At 71.6% G+C, this 18,696-nt stretch carries 19 protein-coding genes; 16 read left to right on the plus strand and 3 right to left on the minus strand.

Translation table 11 applies throughout. The features are described from left to right. The first annotated feature begins 14 nt into the window (after window positions 1–14). From HMPREF0063_RS01160 to HMPREF0063_RS15505, 8 genes are all read left to right on the plus strand, one after another. The gene (locus HMPREF0063_RS01160; protein WP_007076809.1) at window positions 15–290 is read left to right on the plus strand and encodes a MoaD/ThiS family protein; all 276 of its coding nucleotides are present in this window, start codon (window positions 15–17) and stop codon (window positions 288–290) included. 87 nt (window positions 291–377) lie between these two features. Beyond that, window positions 378–2,195 carry a hypothetical protein gene (locus HMPREF0063_RS01165; protein ID WP_007076810.1) on the plus strand — a complete coding sequence of 606 codons (1,818 nt, stop codon included), beginning with the start codon at window positions 378–380 and terminating at the stop codon, window positions 2,193–2,195. Next, complete coding sequence (locus tag HMPREF0063_RS01170; protein ID WP_007076811.1) at window positions 2,192–2,398, plus strand: hypothetical protein; 207 nt, start codon at window positions 2,192–2,194, stop codon at window positions 2,396–2,398. Before HMPREF0063_RS01165 ends, HMPREF0063_RS01170 begins: the two co-directional genes overlap by 4 nt. After that, complete coding sequence (locus tag HMPREF0063_RS15500) at window positions 2,395–2,820, plus strand: hypothetical protein (RefSeq protein ID WP_007076812.1); 426 nt, start codon at window positions 2,395–2,397, stop codon at window positions 2,818–2,820. Before HMPREF0063_RS01170 ends, HMPREF0063_RS15500 begins: the two co-directional genes overlap by 4 nt. Further along, window positions 2,817–4,073 carry a hypothetical protein gene (locus HMPREF0063_RS01180; RefSeq protein WP_007076813.1) on the plus strand — a complete coding sequence of 419 codons (1,257 nt, stop codon included), beginning with the start codon at window positions 2,817–2,819 and terminating at the stop codon, window positions 4,071–4,073. Before HMPREF0063_RS15500 ends, HMPREF0063_RS01180 begins: the two co-directional genes overlap by 4 nt. A gap of 329 nt (window positions 4,074–4,402) precedes the next feature. Beyond that, a complete protein-coding gene (gene groL, locus HMPREF0063_RS01185; RefSeq protein WP_007076814.1) occupies window positions 4,403–6,034 on the plus strand; it encodes a chaperonin GroEL in 1,632 nt (543 codons plus the stop codon). 95 nt (window positions 6,035–6,129) lie between these two features. Beyond that, on the plus strand, window positions 6,130–6,510 hold the full coding sequence (locus HMPREF0063_RS01190; RefSeq protein ID WP_007076815.1) for an MmcQ/YjbR family DNA-binding protein: 381 nt from the start codon (window positions 6,130–6,132) through the stop codon (window positions 6,508–6,510). A 1-nt stretch (window position 6,511) separates the two neighbouring features. Continuing rightward, entirely contained in the window at window positions 6,512–7,393 is an 882-nt protein-coding gene (locus HMPREF0063_RS15505) for a DUF1353 domain-containing protein (RefSeq protein WP_007076816.1), read from the plus strand. 118 nt (window positions 7,394–7,511) lie between these two features. Here HMPREF0063_RS15505 and HMPREF0063_RS01200 read toward each other — a convergent pair whose 3' ends face one another. Together HMPREF0063_RS01200 and HMPREF0063_RS01205 are read right to left on the minus strand one after the other, a co-directional pair. Then, complete coding sequence (locus tag HMPREF0063_RS01200; RefSeq protein ID WP_007076817.1) at window positions 7,512–7,970, minus strand: (2Fe-2S)-binding protein; 459 nt, start codon at window positions 7,968–7,970, stop codon at window positions 7,512–7,514. Window positions 7,971–7,979: 9 nt separating this feature from the next. After that, on the minus strand, window positions 7,980–10,235 hold the full coding sequence (locus HMPREF0063_RS01205; RefSeq protein WP_007076818.1) for a xanthine dehydrogenase family protein molybdopterin-binding subunit: 2,256 nt from the start codon (window positions 10,233–10,235) through the stop codon (window positions 7,980–7,982). 224 nt (window positions 10,236–10,459) lie between these two features. On the opposite strand from HMPREF0063_RS01205, the gene HMPREF0063_RS01210 reads away from it, so the two are divergent. The 8 genes from HMPREF0063_RS01210 to HMPREF0063_RS01245 all read left to right on the plus strand — a co-directional run bounded on the left by HMPREF0063_RS01210 (window position 10,460) and on the right by HMPREF0063_RS01245 (window position 17,659). Further along, the gene (locus tag HMPREF0063_RS01210; protein WP_007076819.1) at window positions 10,460–11,044 is read left to right on the plus strand and encodes a nucleotidyltransferase family protein; all 585 of its coding nucleotides are present in this window, start codon (window positions 10,460–10,462) and stop codon (window positions 11,042–11,044) included. A 66-nt stretch (window positions 11,045–11,110) separates the two neighbouring features. Continuing rightward, window positions 11,111–12,259 (plus strand): XdhC family protein, encoded by a 1,149-nt coding sequence (locus HMPREF0063_RS01215; protein WP_007076820.1) that lies wholly within the window; start codon window positions 11,111–11,113, stop codon window positions 12,257–12,259. Window positions 12,260–12,268: 9 nt separating this feature from the next. After that, entirely contained in the window at window positions 12,269–12,850 is a 582-nt protein-coding gene (locus HMPREF0063_RS01220) for a dihydrofolate reductase family protein (protein ID WP_007076821.1), read from the plus strand. Between the two features lie 216 nt (window positions 12,851–13,066). Beyond that, a complete protein-coding gene (locus tag HMPREF0063_RS01225; RefSeq protein ID WP_156793998.1) occupies window positions 13,067–14,497 on the plus strand; it encodes a hypothetical protein in 1,431 nt (476 codons plus the stop codon). A gap of 69 nt (window positions 14,498–14,566) precedes the next feature. Next, the gene (locus HMPREF0063_RS01230; protein ID WP_007076823.1) at window positions 14,567–15,325 is read left to right on the plus strand and encodes a DUF5819 family protein; all 759 of its coding nucleotides are present in this window, start codon (window positions 14,567–14,569) and stop codon (window positions 15,323–15,325) included. Continuing rightward, entirely contained in the window at window positions 15,322–16,404 is a 1,083-nt protein-coding gene (locus HMPREF0063_RS15510) for an HTTM domain-containing protein (protein ID WP_007076824.1), read from the plus strand. Before HMPREF0063_RS01230 ends, HMPREF0063_RS15510 begins: the two co-directional genes overlap by 4 nt. Next, window positions 16,401–17,135, plus strand: coding sequence for a hypothetical protein (locus HMPREF0063_RS16470; protein WP_007076825.1), 735 nt, complete (start codon window positions 16,401–16,403; stop codon window positions 17,133–17,135). Before HMPREF0063_RS15510 ends, HMPREF0063_RS16470 begins: the two co-directional genes overlap by 4 nt. Further along, the gene (locus HMPREF0063_RS01245; protein WP_007076826.1) at window positions 17,132–17,659 is read left to right on the plus strand and encodes a hypothetical protein; all 528 of its coding nucleotides are present in this window, start codon (window positions 17,132–17,134) and stop codon (window positions 17,657–17,659) included. The genes HMPREF0063_RS16470 and HMPREF0063_RS01245 overlap by 4 nt, the downstream gene beginning before the upstream one ends. Here the strand turns inward: HMPREF0063_RS01245 and HMPREF0063_RS15515 are convergent. Beyond that, complete coding sequence (locus HMPREF0063_RS15515; protein WP_050760874.1) at window positions 17,656–18,666, minus strand: zf-HC2 domain-containing protein; 1,011 nt, start codon at window positions 18,664–18,666, stop codon at window positions 17,656–17,658. The two genes, HMPREF0063_RS01245 and HMPREF0063_RS15515, sit on opposite strands and share 4 nt — an antisense overlap. Window positions 18,667–18,696 lie beyond the last annotated feature (30 nt).

Here is an 18,696-nt window from a genome sequence, read left to right on the forward strand (position 1 = left end):
AGGAGCCCACGACCATGCCCGTATCCGTCCGCATCCCCACGATCCTGCGCAGCTACACCGGTGACCAGTCCCAGGTGACGGCCGACGGCGAGACCCTCGCCGAGGTCCTCGACTCCCTGGAGGCCGACTTCCCCGGGATCCGCTCGCGGGTGGTGGACGAGGCCGGCGCCCTGCGCCGGTTCGTCAACATCTACGTGGCCGAGGAGGACGTCCGGTTCGCGTCGGGCCTCGACACCCCCACCCCCGAGGGCACCCAGATCTCGATCATCCCGGCCGTCGCCGGGGGCTGACCTGCAGGTTTCCGGGTGATCAGCGTCATGTGACGAACGTGTGACGCGACACTTGTCATGACACATGGCCGTTGGCATACTCCGGGAATGCTCATCGAAGCCAGCACCACCACTCCCGTCGGCGGGGCCGCCCTCGACCAGGTCCTGTGGCTGTCCGTCGTGGCCGGCGCCGTGTCGCTCGTGCTGCTGTTCATCGCCTGGCAGCACCGCACGCACCGCATCGAGTGGTTCCAGAGGTTCGGTGACTTCCTCCACGCCCGGATGGGCGAGCCCGGCTGGGCCGCGATCCCGGTGTTCTTCGTGGCGAGCTCGCTGATCGTCGCGCTGCTCGGGTTCCTGTGGGACGTCAGTCTGCACGCCGGCCGGGGCCGGGACGAGGGTCCGCTGGCCAACCCGGCCCACTACTTCATCCTCTACGGACTCTTCGCCCTGTTCATCGCCGGCATGAGCGCAGTGGTCTACTCCCGCGACGGGGTGAAGCCCGGCATCGCGTCGGTCAAGATCACCCGCCAGTGGTACGCCCCCGTGGCCGGCATCTACATCGCGGCCTGCGGCCTGTACGCCCTCATCGGCTTCCCCCTCGACGACGTGTGGCACCGACTCTTCGGCCAGGACGTCACGCTGTGGGGTCCGACGCACCTGATGCTCATCGGCGGCGCCGGCCTCTCGACGGCCGGCATCATCATCCTGCGCCGCGAGGCGGAGTTCTCGATGGACTACGAGGACCGCGGCGGACTCGCCCGGTTCCTCGTCTACGGGGCCGCCTTCGGTGGTCTGCTGATCGGCCTGTCGGTCTTCCAGGCCGAGTTCGACTTCGGCATCGCGCAGTTCCGCATGGTGTTCGCCCCCCTGATGATCGTCGCCGCAGCCGGCATCACCCTCGTCGCTGCCCGCCTGTTCGTCGGTCCCGGCGCCGCCCTGTTCGCGGCCGCCTTCTTCCTCGGCATGCGCGGGCTGGTCGCCTTCATCGTCGGCCCGGTGCTGGGGCAGGCCGACCACGTGTTCCCCCTCTACCTCGGCTGCGCCCTGCTCGTGGAGCTGCTCGCGCTGTCGAGGCTGCGCGAGAACAAGCTCGCCTTCGGTGCCGCGGCGGGTCTGCTGATCGGCACGGTCGGCCTGGCGATCGAGAAGGTGTGGAACGACCAGGTGTTCGACTTCCCGTGGACGTCGGACATCTACCTCGAGGGCCTGCTGATGGCGGTGCCGGTGGCGATCGGTGCTGGCATGTGCGGAGCCTTGTTCGCGATGGGTCTGCTCGGCGAGCTGCCGAGCCGGGCGGTGTCCCGCACGGTCGTCACGCTGTCGGTGCTCGTGGTCTCCGGCGCCGTGGCCAACGGCCTGTACGCCACGGTGCCCGACGGTGCCACCGCGACGTTCACCACGACGCAGGTCGGCACGCCCGACGACCCGCAGATCCTCACCGAGGTGGTGCTGTCCGAGGGTCTCGTCGACGACAACCCGACGTGGGTCCAGATCACGGCGTGGCAGGGCGGCGGCGAGGGGATCGTCACCGACAACCTGCGTCGCAGCGCCCCCGACACCTACGAGTCGACCCGGCCCGTCCCGATCGGCGGCACCTGGAAGACCCTGCTGCGGGTGCAGGACGGCCGCACGCTCACCGCGGCCCCGATCTACCTCTCCCCGGACGAGGCGATCGGTGCCGAGGAGCTGCCCGTCGAGGCCACGATGACGCGTGAGTTCATCCCCGAGATCGAGATCCTGCAGCGCGAGCGCGACTTCGACGCCCCGGCGTGGCTCTGGGGTCTGGCGAACTTCGTGGTGCTGCTGTGCAGCCTCGCCGTGATCACCGGTGTCTGCGTGTCGGTCGCCCGCGTCTCGGGTCGCATCGCCGCTCTGGAGAAGCAGCGTGACGCGGCCGCCGATCGGGACCCCGTGACCGGATGACCGAAGTCCTGGCCGCGGTCCAGGACGCGGTGTGGCAGGCGCACCACCCCCTGCTGCTGGCGATCCCGGCCTTCGTGCCGGCGATCGTCATCGCCGGGGTCGTCGTGTACGTCGCCCGCAAGGACCGCCGCGAGGAACGTGAGGAGCGCGAGCTGCTGGAGCGCGCGCTCGACGACCTGCCCGAGGACCTGGAGGACCCGTGACCCGCACCCTGACGATCGCTGCCGCCACCGCCGCCTGCCTCGCCGTGCTCGCCGGGTGCGGCAGTGACGAGGAGCCACCGCCGTCCGCGGCCCCCACCTCGGCGGCCCCGACCACGGCCGCCCCCGAGGCGCCGGTCGAGGAGGTCGACGAGGGCGTGGTCGTCGAGATCACGTACACCGCCGACGGTGTCTCGCCCCGCGGCGACCGGGTCGACGTCGTGGTCGGTGAACCGGTCACGTTGCGCGTCACCAACCCCGGAGGGTTGACCGACGAGCTGCACGTGCACACCGAGCCCGATGCGTCGTTCGCGATCACCCCCACCACCGACGAGGACTTCGTCGTCACGGTCGACCGGCCCGGCCAGGTCGCCGTGGAGTCGCACGACCTCGGCGTCACGATCGTCCAGCTCGTCGCCCGATGATCCTGCCGCTCCACGGTCTGGGGGGCGCCACGGATCTTCCGATCCCCTTCACCGCCGCGGTCATCGGTGCGTCGTGGGCCCTGGCGATCTCGTTCGGTGTGCTGGCCCTGGCGTGGAAGCGGCCGTTGCTGCAGAGCGACCTGCCGGCCGCCGAGCCGCCGCCGCGCCGTCGCTGGTCGGCTGCGCTCGGCCTCGTGCTCACGGGCTGGCTGCTGCTGGCGCTCTACGCCGGTCCGGCCGACGCGAGCAACGGTGCCCTCGGCGGGGTCTACGTGCTGGTGTGGGTCGGGCTGGTGCCGTTGGCCCTGCTGTTCGGGCACGTGTGGCGCGACCTGTCGCCGTGGCGCACCGCCCAGGCGGCCGTCGGCCGGTTGACCGGACGTCCCGACGGCTGGCTGCCCTGGCCGGCCGGCTGGGGCTACTGGCCGGCGGTGGTGGGGCTGTTCGCCTTCGTCTGGCTCGAGCTCGCCTCCCCGGACCCCGGCAGCGTCGTCGCGATGCGCTGGTGGGTCGGCGTGTACGTCGTGGTGATGCTGGTCGGCGGCACCGCGTTCGGCCCGCGCTGGTTCGACCGGGCCGACCCGTTCGACGTGTACAGCGCGGTGGTCGCCCGGCTCTCGCCCTTCGTCCGTGACGGCCGGTTCGCGCTCCACAACCCCTTGCGGAGCCTGCCGCAGGTGCCCGTCGACCACGGCCTGGTCGCCGTGCTGGGCGTGCTGCTCGGGTCGACGGCGTTCGACAGCTTCGCCGCGTCACCGTTCTGGCAGCGCCGTGACGTGGGGGACGTCGGGCAGACGATCGTCCTGCTGGGGTTCTGCGCCGTGGCCGGCCTGCTGTTCACCGGCGCCGCGCGGGCCACCGGGGGTCTGGACCGCGACCGTCGTCGTGAGCTGCCCGGCCTGCTGGCGCACTCCCTGGTCCCGATCGTGGTGGGCTACGTCTTCGCCCACTACGTCACGTACCTGGTGGAGAAGGGGCAGGAGACCCTGATCGCGCTCGGCGATCCGCTCGGGCGTGGCTGGACACCGTTCGGGGACCTCGAGCCGTCCTACGTGCTGTCGTCGGACCCCGAGCTGCTCGCCTCGCTCAAGGTCACGTTCGTGGTGGTGGGGCACGTGCTGGCCGTCGTCGCGGCCCACGACAAGGCGCTCGAGCTGCTGCCGCGCAGCCACCGGCTCACCGGTCAGCTCGCGATGCTGGTGCTGATGATCGCCTTCACGTTCACCGGGCTGTTCCTGCTGTTCAACGTCTGACCGCCCGCGCCGAGCGGTAGGTGAGCAACCGAATCCGTGGCCCGGCGGTAGGAGGGGCACCGAATGGGGCCGCGATTCGGTTCGCCACCTACCGCCGCTGGGGGGAAGGGTTGGTCACCCACCGCCGGTTCCTCGGGCCGGGGCCTTTGCACTCGAGGGGGTCGAGTGCTAATTTCGGGGTTGGCACTCGTATGCTGAGAGTGCCAATCAGTTCATCGGTCGGAACGGTGAGGTTGTCGCCGCGGCGAGAAGGGTTCGCCGACCGGAGCAGCCGTCCGTCGCGGGCGCCGCCCGACCACCCATTCGACGCACACGCGGAGAGACCACACATGGCCAAGACCATTGCATTCAACGAAGAGGCCCGTCGCGGCCTCGAGCGCGGCATGAACCAGCTCGCCGACGCCGTCAAGGTGACGCTCGGCCCGAAGGGCCGCAACGTCGTGCTGGAGAAGAAGTGGGGTGCCCCCACGATCACCAACGACGGCGTGTCCATCGCCAAGGAGATCGAGCTCGAGGACCCCTACGAGAAGATCGGCGCCGAGCTCGTCAAGGAGGTCGCCAAGAAGACCGACGACGTCGCGGGCGACGGCACCACCACCGCCACCGTGCTGGCCCAGGCGCTCGTGCGTGAGGGTCTGCGCAACGTCGCCGCCGGCGCCAACCCGATCGCCCTCAAGAAGGGCATCGAGGCGGCCGTCGAGGCGATCAGCAGCCAGCTGCTGAGCCTGGCCAAGGACATCGAGACCAAGGAGCAGATCGCGGCCACCGCCTCGATCTCCGCCGCCGACACCACCGTCGGCGACATCATCGCCGAGGCGCTCGACAAGGTCGGCAAGGAAGGCGTCATCACGGTCGAGGAGTCCAACACCTTCGGGCTGGACCTCGAGCTGACCGAGGGCATGCGCTTCGACAAGGGTCACCTGTCGGGCTATTTCGTCACCGACCCCGAGCGCCAGGAGACCGTGCTGGAGGACCCGTACCTCCTCATCGTCAACTCCAAGATCACCAGCGTGAAGGACCTCGTCCCCGTGCTGGAGAAGGTCATGCAGTCCGGCAAGCCGCTGGTCATCATCGCCGAGGACGTCGAGGGCGAGGCGCTGGCCACCCTGATCGTCAACAAGATGCGTGGCACCTTCAAGTCGGTCGCCATCAAGGCCCCCGGCTTCGGTGACCGCCGCAAGGCGATCCTCGCCGACATCGCCATCCTCACCGGTGGAGAGGTCATCAGCGAGGAGGTCGGTCTGAAGCTCGAGAACGCCGATCTCACCCTGCTGGGCACCGCCCGCAAGGTCGTCACCACCAAGGATGAGACCACCATCGTCGAGGGTGGCGGTGACGAGTCGCAGATCGCCGGTCGGGTCAGCCAGATCAAGGCCGAGATCGAGAACAGCGACTCCGACTACGACCGCGAGAAGCTGCAGGAGCGGCTGGCCAAGCTGGCCGGCGGCGTCGCCGTCATCAAGGTCGGCGCAGCCACCGAGGTCGAGCTCAAGGAGCGCAAGCACCGCATCGAGGACGCCGTCCGCAACGCGAAGGCTGCCGTCGAGGAGGGTGTGGTCGCCGGTGGCGGCGTCGCCCTCGTCCAGGCCACCAAGCTGGCGTTCGAGAAGCTCGAGCTCGTCGGCGACGAGGCCACGGGCGCGAACATCGTGCGCGTCGCCGCGTCGGCCCCGCTCAAGCAGATCGCCGTCAACGCCGGTCTCGAGGGTGGTGTCGTGGCCGAGAAGGTCGCCAACCTCGAGCCGGGTCACGGCCTCAACGCCGCGACCGGCGAGTACGTCGACCTGATCGCCGCGGGCATCATCGATCCCGCCAAGGTCACCCGGTCGGCCCTGCAGAACGCCGCGTCGATCGCCGCGCTGTTCCTCACCACGGAGGCCGTCGTGGCCGACAAGCCCGAGCCGGCCCCGGCCGGTGGCGGCGCGCCCGACATGGGCGACATGGGCGGCATGGGCTTCTGAGCCCCGCCCGACCCGCCTGACGAGGGCCCCGACCGCACGGCGGTCGGGGCCCTCGTGCGTGACGGGTGTCGGTGCCGTGTGGCACCTTCGATCCCATGGCCGACCGCCCCGACGTCCCGACCGCTCTGCTCGAGCGGCTCCGGCCGCTCCTCGCAGGCCTGCCGGAGCTGCACGAGGAGTCGGCGTGGACCGGGATCCGGTGGCGGGTCGGCCAGGCCACCGTCGCGCACGTCTTCGGCGGCGAGGACCAGCTGTTCCGGGTCATGTTCCGGGCCGCGCCCGACGAGGTCATGGCCTTCGAGCACCTCGGTGCGCCGTACTTCCGTGCGGGCTGGGGCCACGACGTCGTCGGCGTGGTCGTCGGCGACCACACCGACTGGGACGAGCTCGGCGAGCTTCTGACCGACTCCTACCTCGTCCAGGCCCCACCCCGGCTGGCGGCCCTGGTCCCGCGACCGGGCCTCGATACTGGATGACATGGACCTGACCCCTCGCCCGTCGCCCGCGCAGCCCGCGCGATTCCACGACGGTGGCACCGACACGGAGCCACCGGACCGGGCAGCGCCCCTGCGCATCACGCTCGAGCGGGACACCAGGGGCGCCACCGAGGTGTTCGGCCTGGGGCGCCGCGTCGGCTACGTCGACGAGGAGTTCGGCGAGCTGCTCGTGCCCGCCGACCTCCGCACCTTCCGCACCGACCTCACCTCGGTGCCGAGGCTGTTCACGTGGCTGGTGCCGCGGTCCGGCGAGCACCTCCCGGCCGCTCTCGTCCACGACGGGCTGGTCGACCGCAGCGCGGCCTACCTCTCGACCGACGGGCACGTGCTCGACCGTGTCGCGGCCGACCGGGTCTTCCGGCGGGCCCTGCGCGACACGCACACCGGGCCGGTGCGGCGGTGGCTCATCTGGTCGGCGGTCACCCTGGCGACGCTGTGGCGAGGATCGGCGTCGTGGTCACCGGCCCGGCACCTGCGGTACCGGCTCACCGTGGCCGTCACGCTCGGGGCGATCGCCGTCCTCGGTGCTGTCGCCACCCTCGACCTGTTCGACGTCGTGGCCTGGCTGCCGTGGATGGGTGCGGGCCGGCCCTGGTGGCTCGAGCTCCTCGGCGGGGCGGCGGGCGCCGTCGTGGTACCCCTGCTTCTGGCCGGAGCGTGGGGACGGTTCGCCGCGGCCGGTGCGGTGGTCGGCGTGGCCCTGGCCGTCCTGCTGCACGTCACCCTGGTGCTGGCCGCCATCACGGCGGCCTACCAGGCAGCCGAGTGGCTGGTCCGCAGGAGTCCTGCGGCCGCGGCGACGCTGGCCGCAGCCACGGTGCTGACCGCCGCGACGCTGACGCTCACCCTCACCCTCCGGTGACCCGCCCCCCAACCGGCCCCGCCCCCCACCGGTCCCGCGAGTGGCGCAGTTCGGCGGTTCTGAGACGGCGTGTCGCGCCGAACTGCGCCACTCGGGTCCCGAACTGCGCCACTCGGGGCTAGCTCATCTCGGCCGCTGCCGCCTTGATCGCCTCACGGATGCGGAAGTAGGTGCCGCACCGGCAGACGTTCTCGATCGCGTCGATGTCGGCGTCCGTCGGATTCTTGGTCCGCCGCAGCAGCGCGACGGCGGCCATGATCTGGCCCGGCTGGCAGTAGCCGCACTGGGCGACGTCCTGGTCGAGCCACGCCTCCTGCACGGGGTGCAGGTCGTCACCGTCGGCGAGACCCTCGATCGTGGTCACGTCGCGGCCCGCGACCTCGGCCACCGGGGTGACGCAGGGGTTGAACGCGTCGCCGTCCAGGTGGCTGGTGCACGCCTTGCAGACGTTGATGCCGCAGCCGTACTTCGGGCCGGTGACCCCGAGCTTGTCGCGGAGGACCCACAGCAGGTCGAGGTCGGCGGGGGCGTCGACGGTGACCGGTGACCCGTTGAGGTTGAAGGTGTAGTTCGGCATGTCAGGTCCTCAGTTCTTGGGGAAGGGCTCGAAGTCGACGGGGAAGATGATCGGGAACGACCGGGGCTTGGTGCCGGTGGCGCGCGCGTACGCGTTGGCGATGGCACCCACCGCGGCCGGCACCCCGAGCTCGCCGGCTCCGCCGGGCTCCTCGCTGCTGGTGATGATGTGGATCTTCACGTCGGTCGGCTGGTCGGCCTGGCGGGCGTACTTGAACTGCGAGTAGCTGCCCTCCAGCGGCAGGCCGTCGACGATGTGCAGGCCGGCCCGCAGCGTCGTGGAGATCGCGTCGCTGAGCCCGCCGAGCATCTGCCCCTCCAACCCGCGGGGGTTGAGCGTCAGTCCGGTGTCGACCACGATCGTGGCCTTCGTGACCCGCGGGTCCTGCGGGTCACGGGCGTCGATCTCGACCAGGCAGGCGGTGCACGACTTGTACTCGTCGTGGAAGGCGATGCCCTGGGCGAACCCTTCCGGCATCTCCTTGCCCCACTCGCCCTCGTCGGCGCACTTCTGCAGCACCGCGCGCTGCCGATCGTCCTCCAGCGCCTTCATCCGGAACTCGACCGGGTCCTTGCCCAGCTTGGCCGCGATCTCGTCGACCACGATCTCCTCGGCACCACGGGTGTTCGCCGAGTACACCGACCGCCAGCTGCCCGTGTGCATGTCCAGCGGCACCTCGTTGAGCAGCTCGGTGACCACACCGAACTTGTACGGCACGTGGACCGTGGTGAGGAAGACCGTCTGGGCGAACGACAGGTTCCCGCCGACCGGGAGACTGGCGGACACGGCCGTCAGCATCTCGCCCAGCCCGTGCCGCAGGTCCGTCTCGACCGAGGCCACGCGGTGCTCGTAGGTGAGCACCTGGCCCAGCGCCATGGTGGCCCGCACCTTGTGGTGCGAGGCGGCGCGCGCGCGGCCGTGGCGGGTGTCGTCGATCCGTGTCCAGAGCAGACGCACCGGAGCGCCGAAGGCCTTCGAGGCGCGAGCCGCCTCCAGGGCTGCGTCGAAGAAGAGTCGGCGGCCGAAGGATCCACCGCCCTGCAGCACGTGGAACGTGACGTCGTCGACGGACAGACCGAGCTCGGACGCGATGGTCTGCTGGGCGATGATCGGGGACTTCGCGGCCGCCCAGATCTCGGCCGTGCCGTCGCTGCGCACGTCGGCGATCGCCGAGTTCGGCTCCAGCGGCGCGTGACTCACGGTGTGGAAGTCGAACTCCGCATCGACGTGCGGCAGCAGCGGCGGCACGAGGAACGGCAGGGCCGCACCGCGGAGCTTGTCGAAGATCTGCTCGTCGGAGATGCCGTCGATGGTGCCGGCGGTCCACTGGGCGTCGACGGCCATCTTGGCGTCGAGCGCCTGACCGAACGTCTCGGCGCGGATCGCCACACCGGTCTCGATCATGGCGACGTCCAGGACGCCGGGCATCCGACGGACCTCGGCCTCGTTGAAGGAGATCGGCGAGCCGTTGATCGTCGGCGGACGAGCCACCATGGTCGGCATCGCCCCGGGGACGTCGAGGTCGGTGGCGTACTTGAGCTGACCGGTGACGGCCTTGCGGGCGTCGATCCGGTTGCGCGGCTTGCCGATGATCTTGTAGTCCTCGGCCGACTTGGGCCGGCTCGTGAGGTTCCCGCCGCCGGTGGCCGCGGCGACCGTGAGGGTGGAGAAGGCGGCGAGCAGGTTGCCCGGGCCCACGACCGAGCCGCCGGAGGTCGAGAGCTTGTCGACCGGGACCCCCCACTGCTCGGAGGCGGCGGCCATCAGGCGTCCGCGTGCGGCCGCGGCGGTCTCCCGGACCGGGTGGTACATGCTGCGCACGGTGTTCGACCCACCGGTCAGCTGGTTGAACAGCAGCTCGGGGGTGGCGTCCGAGAGCTCGACGTCCACGTCCTCCACGTCCATGTCGAGCTCGTCGGCCACGAGCATCGCGAACGCGGTGGTGATGCCCTGCCCGTTCTCCGAGCGGGGCAGCTCGAGCCGGGCCCGTCCCTCCGCCGTGATCTCGAGGACGAGCATGCCCGAGGTCGCGGCACCCGCGAGGATCAGCAGCTCTCCGAGGTCCAGCAGGTCGGCCGGCTGCAGCGCCTCGGCGGGCCGCTTGCTCTGCAGGCCCAGGTGCGCGGCGACCGTGAGGGTCGGCGCGGCGACGAGGTAGGTGAGGAAGCGGCGCCGAGGAGTGCCCGTGGGCCCCGTCTCGGCCGGCGGTCCGGCCACCCCCGATGTGGTGTCGTCGCGGACCGGTCCGGTGTCGTACGTGGTCATGTGCTTCCTCTCGCGACCCCTCCCTCAAGGCCGTCACGATGGGTGTGCGGTGCTCGTTCCTCGGCCCCGATCTGACCACGATGTGACCCGGACCACCATCGGAGATGCGATGTCTGCGACGAACGGTCGATCTGACACGACCAACGGTCAGATGGTTGCGGGCGGCACCGTTCCACCGGGGTGGTCGGGTGACGCAGTGGGGCTGCGCAGGGGACACTGCCCCCATGACGACGACCGGACTGCTGCTCGCCGCCGGTGCCGGCGCGCGGATGGGGGTGCCGAAGGCCCTGGTGACCGACGAGGTCCGGGGCCCCTGGCTGACGTCCTCGATCCTCGCCCTGCGGGACGGGGGGTGCGAGGACGTCGTGGTGGTCCTCGGGGCCGCGGCCGACGAGGGGCGGCGGCTGGTCGGGGAGTCGGCGCGGGTGGTCGTCGCCGACGGTTGGGCCGGTGGCATGGCCGTCTCCCTGGCCGCGGGGTTGCGGGTGGCCGAGGACACCGGGGCGGAGTCGGCGGTGGTGCACCTGGTCGACCTGCCCGACGTCGGCCACGACGTGGTGGCGCGGGTGCTGGCCCACGCGGGTACCGAAGTCCTCGCCCGTGCCGTGTACTCCGGTGGGCCGGGTCATCCCGTCCTGATCGGCCGGACGCACTGGTCGGGCGTGGCGGCTGCGGCGACCGGTGACGGCGGGGCCCGCGACTACCTCGCGGACCGGACGGTCCTCGAGGTCGAGTGCGGCGACCTCGCCACCGGGGGCGACGTGGACGTGCCGCGACCGGGGCTGGGTCGGTGGCACCCGCCGCGGTAGAACTGCCGACCTCGGCCCGGCAGGCTACGCTCCCCGGGTTCCCGCCGACACGACCGGAGGAGTCCCATGCGCGAGGTCCTGACCGAGCTGGTCGAGCGGTGGCGTGCCGGTGACACCATCGGACTGGCGACCGTCGTGGGGACCGTGCGGTCCGCGCCGCGGCCGGCCGGGGCGGCGATGCTCGTCCTTCCCGACGGAACGGCGTCCGGTTCGGTCTCGGGCGGGTGCGTGGAGGGTGCCGTGTACGGCCTGGCCGAGGAGGTCGTGGCCGACGGGCGGGCCCGCCTGCAGCGGTACGGCTTCAGCGACGACGAGGCGTTTGCCGTCGGGCTGACCTGCGGCGGCATCATCGACGTGTTCGTCGAGCCGGTGTCGACCGCCACCTTCCCCGAGCTCGGAGGTCTCGCCGACGACATCGAGGGAGGTCGACCGGTGGCCCTGGCCACCGTCATCGACCACCCCGACCCGACCTGGCTGGGTCGCCGGTTGGTGGTCAGACCGGACGACACCAAGGGCTCACTCGGCCTGCCGCGGGCCGACGCGGCGATCGCCGACGACGCCCGGGGCCTCCTGGCGGCGGGCTCCACCACGGTCCTCACCTACGGGCCCGCCGGCGAGCGGATGGACACCGGCATGCGGGTGTTCGTCGCGTCCTTCCAGCCGCCACCCCGCATGATCGTGTTCGGGGCGATCGACTTCGCCGCGGCCGTCGCACGCCAGGGCAAGCTGCTGGGCTACCACGTGACGGTGTGCGACGCCCGGCCCGTCTTCGCCACCCGGGCACGGTTCCGCGAGGCCGACGAGGTCGTCGTGTCGTGGCCCCATCACTACCTGGAGCGGGAGGCCGGGGCCGACAGGATCGACCGGCGCACCGTCGTGTGCGTCCTGACCCACGACCCGAAGTTCGACGTGCCGGTGCTGAGCCTGGCCCTGCGCCTGGACGGCGACCGGCGGCCGGCGTTCGTCGGGGCGATGGGATCGCGCCGCACCCACGAGACCCGGTGGGAGCGGTTGCGCGAGGCCGGGCTGACCGAGGACCAGCTCGCGCGGCTGTCGAGTCCGATCGGCCTGGACCTGGGCGGCCGGACGCCCGAGGAGACGGCCGTGTCCGTGGCGGCGGAGATCATCGCGCTGCGGTGGGGCGGGACCGGCGACCGGCTGACCGAGACCGGCACCCGTGTCCACCACGACCCTTCTGTCGGTACCGCGCAGTAGCGTCGCGGCATGCCGCGCACGTCGTACGTCACCGCCACGAGCCTCGACGGGTTCATCGCCACCGACGACCACTCGCTCGAGTGGTTGTTCGCCGCCACGATCGAGCCGGGGGGACCGTTCGACCACGACACCTTCATGGCCGGTGTCGGGGCCGCGGTCATGGGGCGGTCGACCTACGACTGGCTGGTCCATCACCTCGCCGACTCCGGCGAACCGTGGCCGTACACCATCCCGTGCTGGGTCCTCACCCACCGGTCCGCCGATCCGCTCCCCGGGGCCGACGTACGGTTCGCGGCCCAGGACGTGACCGAGCTGCATCCGGCCATGCTGGCCTCTGCCGCCGGACGTGACCTGTGGGTCGTGGGCGGCGGAGACATCGCCGGCCGGCTGGCGGTGGCCGGTCTGCTCGACGAGGTCGTGGTGTCCATCGCGCCGGTCACGCTCGGGTCCGGCGCCCCCCTGCTGCCGCACCGCGTCGACCTGCGGCTCGAGGACACGGGGCGCAACGTCGACTTCGTGTGCGCGCGCTTCGCGGTGGTACCGCCCGCACCGCACGGGGTGTCTCATCTCACATCCGCTGATCCTGCGTAATCCACGGGGTCGCGAGCCCGTCTCCTCCATCGGGTGGGAATCCATGTCGGTCGGTGACGTCTGTCGCCGATCGGTGGGTCCTGCCGTCAGCAGGTAGGGCCGCCATCGACGTCGGCCCTTCACGTACACGAGGACGAGGGACGAGATCACATGGTGATGCGAGGGAACAGGCAGGCGCCGCGGCGCCGGACCACGGCCGGGGGTGTGGTCCTGGCGATGACCGCCACCGCCGGTTGGGCCATCGGCGGGGCTCCGGCCGCGTCAGCGGCTGACATCGACGAGGCGTTCAGCGGCACCGCCCGCAACTACGGCGTGTTCGCAGCGGTCGGGCTGTTGAACAACTCCATCAACGCGCGCGCCAACATCGCCGAGGGCGTCGTGGTCGTCAACAGCAAGGGCCTGTCGGCCTACGACGGCACCGGCGTCGGACAGTTCGCCGTGCCCTCGACGGTCGCGAACGACCCGACGGCCCGCGCCTACGGTCGCGCCGCTCCGGTCGGGGTGGGAGCCGTCGGACTCAACCTGCAGCTGGTCAAGGCCGAGTCGGTGTCGACCACCGTGGTCGACGGCGTCCTGGACGTGCAGGACTTCGGCACGCTGAACATCCCGGTCCTGGGCAACCTCAGTGTTCTCACCGGGTCGGCCGACACCAACTGGAACGACACGGTGCTCACGGCCGGTGGCCGCCTCGGCTACGCCGAGTCGAACACCGGTGCGCTGACCCTGCTCGACCCGACGCTGGGCATCCCGCTTCCGGTCGGCATCTTCCCCCTGGGCGAGGCCGACCTCGGCCAGAACACCAGCGAGGTCTCGCTCGTCCCCGATTCCGCGGCGTGCTCCACCGGCCTCGCCGTGCAGTCGCAGGTCAGCTGGGACTTCGCCGACATCGCCCTGTTCAACGGCCTGGTCAACGTCTCGTGGGGCGGTGACGCGGGCAACCCGAACGACTCGGCCCTGTTGACGGCGACCGCGAACGGCATGCCGGCCGGTGCCGACCTCGTGGTGTCGGAGCTGCCGGACATGACGATCCGGATCGGCGACGCCTCGGTCGAGCTGCAGCCCGGTCTGGCGATCGAGCTCGACCAGGTCTTCAACGGGTCCCCGGTGGGCAATGCCCTGTCCGGTCTCATCGACGGTGAGATCACCTACACCGGCACCACCAACGTCGTCGAGGCCGCCAACGGCACCGTGGCGGGTGGATCGCTGAACGGTCTGCAGGCCGATCTCACCCTCGCGCCGATCCCGATCGTGGCGCCGGCGGGTCTCGGCGCCGCCGAGCTCGGCTTCGAGCGCGCGGACGCGCAGGTCCAGGCCCCGCTGGGCGGCATCAACTGCAGCGACTCGGGTACCGATCAGACCGGTGTCGATCAGACCGGTGTCGATCAGACCGGTGTCGATCAGACCGGTGTCGATCAGACCGGTGTCGATCAGACGGGCACTGATCAGTCCGGCAGCGCCCAGAACGGCGCCACGCAGGCGGGTGCGAACCAGTTCGGTGCCTCGGGATCGGGCAGCTCCGGAGGGAGCCACCTGCCGGCGACCGGTGGCTCGCCCGTCTCGCTGCTGATGTGGGGCCTCGGCCTCCTCGCGCTGGGCCTGGCGACCCTCGGGTCGTCGGTCATCCGCACGTCCCGTACGCGCGGCTGACACTCCGCTGATCCCGGGAGGGCGCGACCGGCACGCTCGGTCGCGCCTTCCCGGCAGGAAGGCAGTTCCATGGTTTCGCCCTCGCTCGAGGACTCCCGGAGCATCGAGGACCCGCCGGTCGGCGGCCCGACCCGGTGGATCTTCCGTGCCCTGCTCGTGGCCGTCCTCGTGCACACGACCGCCGTCGCCCTGTGGGTCGGGCCTCCCAACCTCATCAAGGCCGAGGTCGGCACCGACCGCCTGGCCGCCTACATCGACCCGTTCTTCGACCAGAGCTGGTCGATCTTCGCTCCCGTGCCCAAGCGGGGCTCGTCGGTCCTGGAGGTCCGCGCGATGCTCCCCGACGGTGAGGTGAGCGAATGGGTCGCGGTCACCGAGGGCGAGAACGAGCTGGTGCGGTACTCCTTGACGCCCGGCCGGATGTCGATCGCGTCCCGGCGCGTCGCCACCACCCTGACGAACGCCTCCTCCCGGCTCTCCACGGCGCAGGCCGAGGTCGTCGCCCGCGACTGGACCGACACCGACTCGCTACGGTCGGCCCTGCTCGCGGCGGCCGGCGCCGACGCCGCCGCCGCCGACCTGTACCTGCAGGGTGACACCGCCGCCGTCGCCTACGCGACCCTGACCGCGCGGACCCGCTGGGACGACGTGGACCAGGTGCAGTACCGGACCCGCCGGCAGATGGTCCGCGAGTATGCCGACCGGGGCGACGAGCCGGTCCAGGTGCTCGACTGGGTCGTGGGCGGATGGCGTTCGGCCGCCTCGGTCAGCCCGGTCGCGGTGGAGCAGTTCGCCGACCATCTCGACGACATCGGAGTGACGCCATGACCGCACCCGCCCGGCCCCGCCCTCGCTGGCGGGACGTCGAGGACCGACTGCTGGGGGTCGACCTGGCGCTGCACGGCGTCGCCGTGTGCCGCATCCTCATCGGCCTGGCGCTGCTGGGCCTGCTGGCGACCAACTTCGGTGCCCGACACGTCCTGTGGGGCGAAGCGTCGGTCTGGGTCGACCCGTACCGCGCGACGAACTCCTTCGAGCCATGGCTGTGGAACCTCGGTGCCCTGCCGCCCGCGCTCTTCACGACGGTCTACCTGGCCGTCATGGCCTGCGCCGTCGCCTTCGTCGTCGGCTGGCGTGCGTGGTTGTTCGGCCCGCTGCTGTGGCTCGGCTCCTGGCAGCTGGTGGAGCTCAACCCCCTGCTCGGCGACCAGGGCGACAACATCGCCCGCATCGGGCTGCTGCTGTTGCTGTTCACCCGGAACTCGGCACGGTGGTCGTTCGACGCCGACCGGGCCGCGCTCGGGGTCCCCGGTGCCTTCGCCTACCTCGTGGGCGACCGTTGGGGACTGAAGCAGTACGTCGACGTCGCCGACCTGCGCCGGCTTCGGACCGCGGTCCACAACCTGGCCGTGATCGTGCTCGCCGTCCAGGTGGTCACGATCTACGTCGCCGCCGGGTTCTACAAGGTCCAGGGCGGTCCGTGGCAGTACGGCACGGCCCTGTACTACCCGCTGCAGCTCGACGAGTTCCGGCCGTTCCCCTTCCTCAACGACCTCCTGCCCGGGCTGCCGGTGATCATGGCCGTCTCGACGATGGCCGTGGTCGCCGTGCAGCTGTTCTTCCCGTTCCTGCTGCTCCACCGACAGTCCCGCAGGTTCGCCCTGGTCGCCGTGGTCCTCATGCATCTGGGCATCGCCGTCCTGATGGGTCTGCCGTGGTTCTCGTTGTCGATGGTGGCCTTCGACGCCCTGTTCGTGAGCACCGCCACCTACCTGGTGGTGCAGGAGCGCGCCATCGGAGCGTGGGAGTGGTCGGTGATCAGGATCGAGCGGACCCGCAGCCGGCGAGGGCAACGGGTCCTGGCCCGCCACGAAGCGGGTCTGCACGCCGACAGGGCCGAACCATGACGCGGCAGCACTGGGTGGTCCCGGTCCTGCTGGCCGTCCTGGCCGGCGGCTGCGGGGCGTCGGGGACGAGCTCGTCGGAATCACCGGCCGGCCCCGAGCCTTCGTCGTCTGCGTCGCCGACGATCACGATCGACGCCGACGACGCCCTGCGGTGGGAACAGGTGCGCGACGCCATCCCGGTCACCGGCGGACTGATCCTGGCCGGTGGGACGACCGATGCGACCGGTGAGGGCGAGTTCACCGTCACGGCCGACCTGGCCACCGCTCGGTTCGAGGCACGGATCAGCAACGAAGCCCATGACGTGACCGTCCGGCACCGGGACCAGACGACCTGGGTCCTGGCCGACCCCGCCTACTGGGTCGCTGCGGGCTACACCCCGGAGTCCGCAGCGTCGGCCGAGGGCCGGTGGGTCCTGCTCGACCAGATCGGGAGCCAGCGGTACCGCGACCAGTACGGTCCCGGTGCGGTGCTCGCCCCCTTGTCGGACCTGGCGGCATCGGACCTGACGGTGTCCCGTCGATCGGACCGCGAGGGGGTGGCCGTGATCGAGTTCGACTTCGTGACGGACGGGACGCCCCGGACCGTCGTGGTGACCGCCGACGGTGACCCGTGGGTGGTCGAGGTGACGGCGACGCGTGACGGGGCGGTGGCGACCACCCGTCTCACCCGTGCGCCGGGCCCCGTCGAGATCTCGGTGCCGGACGCGGACACCGTCGTGGGGGCATCGTGAGGCGCCTCACCCGGTCCGCCGCCGCTGCGACGGTCGTGACCCTCCTGGCCCTGGCCGGTGGTGCCTGCTCACCGGGGTCCGAGCCCCCGGACCGCGACACGGTGCCGGAGCAGACGTCCTCGGCGCCGGCAGAGCCGCTGATCGACCCGCGTACGGCTGGGGGCTACTGCCCCCGACTCGCCGCGATGGCCGCACTGGCCGCGCAGGACACCACCTCCGCGACGTCTCCTGACGAGGTCCTGCGGCACCGCCTGGAGGTCCTCGCCGGCGCGTTCGCACAGCTGGCCGGGGAGTCGCCCGACCCGGTCGCCGGCACGGCCTGGTCAGCCGTGGCCACCGCGTTCGACGAGGCCGACAACGTCTTCCGTGCGACCGGCGGCAGTCTGGCCAACGACGGGGTGATCGTGGAACTGGCGGAGCTCAAGGTGACGCTCGAGCAGCAGCTGCTGTCGGTGCGCGAGCACGTCCGGGCGGCGTGCGACCTCGACATCGACGCGGTCGCGGGCTACGCGGTCGGGTCCTAGACGAATCCCCGGGTGGCCCAGGTGTTGTTCGACGGGCTCGGGTCGGCGTTGTCGGGGGCGGACGCCTCGATCCGGAAGCGCGGCGGCCCGTCGGTGCGGACCAGCAGGGGCACGAAACCGAAGCGCAACGGCAGGGCGGACAGCAGACAGGTGAGCGAGGTCCGGTCATCGACCACGGTCGGGTCGCAGGTGACGCGCCCGGACCACGGCAGGGTGTAGGGGGCGTGCTCGAGCAGGTTGGTGAACTCCAGGTCCATGGTCGTGCTGTCACCGGCGGAGTGGACCGGGACCTTGATGAGGTACCAGCCGTCGGTGGCGGGCAACCGCCACACCATCGCGGGAGCGACTCGGACGTCGTGGGTCGTGGAGGGTTCGCTGGTGGGCGGGTCGACCGGGGCCGGAGGAGGCGTGCTCTCGGGGGCCGCGGCCGGTGGATCGACCGGCGCCGGGGTCGTGCCGGTGGACACGACCTCCTGCACGACGGTCGGCGTCGAGGGCAGCACCGGTCCCGGGGTCGGCTCAGGGGTGGCAGGGGTGGTCGGGGGTGCAGCCACGACGGTGCGGACCGTGTCCGACGGCGGCTCGGCCAGGGGCCCCGGGCCCCACTGCCCGACCGCCACCGTCCCGATCGCCACCACGGCGGTGGTGCCGGCCACCCAGGCCGCCGTCGCCTTGCCGGCCACCGCGACCTTCGCCGCGTAGCCGGCCACGAGGCCCGGACCGGTCGCCGCGCCGGCGACGATCCCGGCCACGGCGGGCGCCATGAGGGCCCCCAGCCGGCTCGACATCTCGTCCATCTCGGCCGCGACCGCGGCGCACTCCAGGCAGGTGTCGAGATGCTGTCTGACGATCTGGCGGGAACGGCTGCCGGGCCGTCCTCGGACGAAGGCGGGCAGTCGGGACCGCACGTCCGCGCACTCCTCGTCGTCGGTGGGCGGGACGTGCTGGCCCAGGTACGCCTGGCGGAGGCCCTCGCGGGCCCCGGAAACCCAGCGCTGCCACGGCATTGGCCGTGAGTCCCAGACGGGGAGCGATCT

It is taken from the genome of Aeromicrobium marinum DSM 15272, assembly GCF_000160775.2.
Lineage (GTDB): Bacteria > Actinomycetota > Actinomycetes > Propionibacteriales > Nocardioidaceae > Aeromicrobium > Aeromicrobium marinum.